Source organism: Micromonospora sp. NPDC005163, assembly GCF_053599835.1.
Map to the genome: position 1 here is coordinate 1 of NZ_JBSFYP010000148.1, position 3,065 is coordinate 3,065.

Here is a 3,065-nt window from a genome sequence, read left to right on the forward strand (position 1 = left end):
ACCGCCGCCGTCTGGCACAACGACCACACCGGCCAGCCGATCATGCGCGCGCTCACCGCCTACGACCACTAAACCCCTTGGAATTGATCATCTAGGGAGACGAGCCCGCGTAGCAGGGTGGAGAACTCCTCCTGTTGCTGCTTGGTGCCGAGCACCGTGGAGAACATGGCGAGTTCGTCGATGATGGTGACGATGACCGACATGCCGTCGCCGGGGGCGAGCTTGCGGCGCCGGTTCGCCAGCAGCCAGGCGTAGCGGTTGGTGGCCACGACCAGGAGACGACGTAGCACGTCGATGCCCTGGTAGATGTCGGGGCCGATGAACGCGTCGGCGAGGTCACGCCAGGGGCCGAGTTCGACGAGCTTGGCGTCGAAGAGCACGAGGCGGGTGTTGTCGCACAGGGCGGCGTGGCCGCAGATGTTGTTGATCAGGCCGGACTTACCGCCGCCGGGCTCGCCTGCGGTGAGCAGGTTGCGGTAGATGACGTCCAGGTAGACGGGTTGGCCGAACTCGTCGATCCCGATGAAGATCGGGTCGAACATCGACAGGCCAGGACCCACCGGCACCGCATCCGCAGTGGTGGGAATCGTGGTGGTCATCAGGTGCCCTCCTTGGGCGTTGGTGGGCGCGAGAAGCCACACGAACGAGCCGCAATGGCCCCTCGCGTCCCGGGTGGGCGTAGGTCAGATCCAGTCGGAGGTGTCGTCGTCCGGCACGGACGACGAGGAAGCCGCGGGCTTGCTGCCGTTGGCGGTCGTGGCCGGCTTCTTCGCCGGCTTGCCCTGGGTCGGGAGGGTGATCGTCGGAGCGTCGACGTCCGGCAGGTCCAGGGCGGTGGGGACCGTCAGCGGTGATGCCGAGACGGGTGCGGTCGGGTCGATGACGTCGACCAGCGGGGAGGCGACGTGAGCGGTCAGCACCTCACGGCGTTTGATGTCGAACCGCAGGTAGGCGGCGTTGTTCTCCGAAGCGCGCTCGATGAGCGCGGTGGAGGCGTGACAGGTGACCGCGATCTTGTCGAGGCGGCCCTCCAAGTCCTTGGCGGACAGGCCGGGACGCAGGTAGACCCAGACCCGCTCACCAACCGGCGTGGGGCGTGCCCACAGGATCAGCGGCAGCGAACCGGACTGGTTGGCGATGATGAACTGCGCGAAGCACACGCGCAGCCGATGGCGCACCACGAGGCACCATCCCCAGGCTTTGACCTGGCGGCGGACCGGGCGGATGACGGCGGGAACGCCGACGACCAGGGCGACCACGAGCAGGGTCACCACGGTCGGAGTGTGGTTCGCGAGCTGCACCCAGCAGGTGAGCAGCAGTACTACGAGGAACACTTCCAGGCTCCACCACCACAGCAGCCGGATCACCGGCCACACACGGATGAGCAGCCAGGCGGCGGCACCGGTCGGGACGCCGATCAGGGCACCGACGATCAGCCCGATGATGGGGTGCCAGTAGGAAGCGGCCACCACGGCCGCGAGAAGGCCGACGATGACCGCCGTCAGGATGAACGCCATCTTGGCGTTGCGCGCGGAGGAACGGTGAACCTTGGCCTCGATGACCGTCACCGTTCCGGTTGACCTGCCGGCGAACCGGCGAGGGCTAGACTTGGACACGACGAGTCCTCCCAAGCACATTGGGGCGGATGAGTTGGAGGGCACGGGGTCGGCAGATGTAGGAATCGGTACCGACCCCGCGCCAGCTCTCGCGAGGTGCCACCACCGCAAGTGGTGACCGGACCAGGAACGTAGGAATCGGAATCGATCCTGGGCCTGTATGCAGTTGGGTTCAGCGGACCATCAGGCCGCTACGGGTTGCCACGGACACCGGTGGCTGACACAGCACGTCGTGCGATGGACCTACTTGGCCGGAGAACCAGTCTTCGGCTTCAGCGAAATCGCCCGGAACGCGACGCCGTTGCGCCCGTTGGTCGCCCACGGAATGGCCTCCAACTGCTCGACAGCGAGGAAGTCACCCACCTTCACGCTCGGCTTCTCACCCGCCGTGGTGATGGTGATGACCTCGCCGCCGTTCTCGTCGAGGACGAAGACCTGGGTGGACCACATGAGCCGGCCCGTGTTCTTCTCGGACTTCTGGTTGCCGTTCTGGTCGTTCTTCGGCTCCGGGTCCTTCGACGCCGTCACCTGCTTGCTCGTGGTGTCCACGTAAAGCTTCACAACAGACCTCCTGTGTCTGAGGCGCTTTCGCGCGGTTCCGGCTAGCTTGGCTAGCCATGTCAAACATAGACCGGCCTGGCTAGCCAAGCAACACCTTGGCGCGGGATTTTTCCGACCTGGCTAGTCAGGCTCTATCCTTGTGGCATGACGATGGAGCCTGACCAGCTGGCGGACCTGGACCCGGACGACTCTCGGCCTCAGTCCCAGCAGATTGCTGGGGTGCTGCGGGCCGCGATCCTCACCGGGAGGCTGGGCCCTGGCGACCAACTGCCTTCGCAGCCGGCCCTTGCGGCAAGGTACGGAGTAGCGCGGGAGACAGTGAAGAATGCGCTTGATGTACTACGCCGAGAGCGTCTGATCCTCTCGCGGCAGGGGAGCGGCTCATACGTGCGGGCGCAGACAGAGCGGCCGGTCGGGCTACGCCCTCACATAGAAGCCGCCTTCGCCAGCCCCAACGTGACCATCGACTTTGCGGGCTTCTCCGGCGAAACGCTGCACGGGGCCATGCAAGAGCCGCTCGACAAGATCCGCGCAGGCAGACTCGCGCCAGAGTCGGTGACCATCCGGATGCTGTTGGTTGACCTGAGTGTGCCTACGGGAGTGCCGTCACGAGCTGCCGACGGAATGGACGACCCCGCCGTACGTGCCCGAGCGGAACGGATTGTCCGTCGGCATGCCGAAGCGGTCGCTGAGTCTGTAGGCGAACTAGCTGCACTCGGTCTCATACGATCCGCGAGAGTCGAGATTCGGACTCAGGTCACCGCGCCTCAGTTCAAGCTATACGTCTTGAATGGGGTAGAAGCCTTTTTCGGCTTTTACCCCGTCGTGCAACACGCTGTCACCATCAAGGAGCAGCAGGTTTCGATCAATGACGTCATGGGAAAGGAC

General features: G+C 65.1%; 3 protein-coding genes and 1 pseudogene. 1 reads left to right on the plus strand and 3 read right to left on the minus strand.

All coding sequences use genetic code 11. The features are described 5' to 3' along the window. Window positions 1-92: 92 nt before the first annotated feature. From ACWD6N_RS37560 to ACWD6N_RS37570, 3 genes and pseudogenes are all read right to left on the minus strand, one after another. Window positions 93-599 (minus strand): annotated as a pseudogene (locus ACWD6N_RS37560) (FtsK/SpoIIIE domain-containing protein); the annotation flags it as partial. 84 nt (window positions 600-683) lie between these two features. Then, the gene (locus tag ACWD6N_RS37565) at window positions 684-1,568 is read right to left on the minus strand and encodes a hypothetical protein (RefSeq protein ID WP_450006728.1); all 885 of its coding nucleotides are present in this window, start codon (window positions 1,566-1,568) and stop codon (window positions 684-686) included. Window positions 1,569-1,859: 291 nt separating this feature from the next. Further along, window positions 1,860-2,177: a hypothetical protein gene (locus ACWD6N_RS37570; protein ID WP_450006725.1), complete on the minus strand. Its 318-nt coding sequence runs from the start codon at window positions 2,175-2,177 to the stop codon at window positions 1,860-1,862. Window positions 2,178-2,321: 144 nt separating this feature from the next. On the opposite strand from ACWD6N_RS37570, the gene ACWD6N_RS37575 reads away from it, so the two are divergent. Further along, window positions 2,322-3,065, plus strand: a 744-nt coding sequence (locus tag ACWD6N_RS37575) for a GntR family transcriptional regulator (protein WP_450006726.1), incomplete at its 3' end; no start/stop codon positions are given.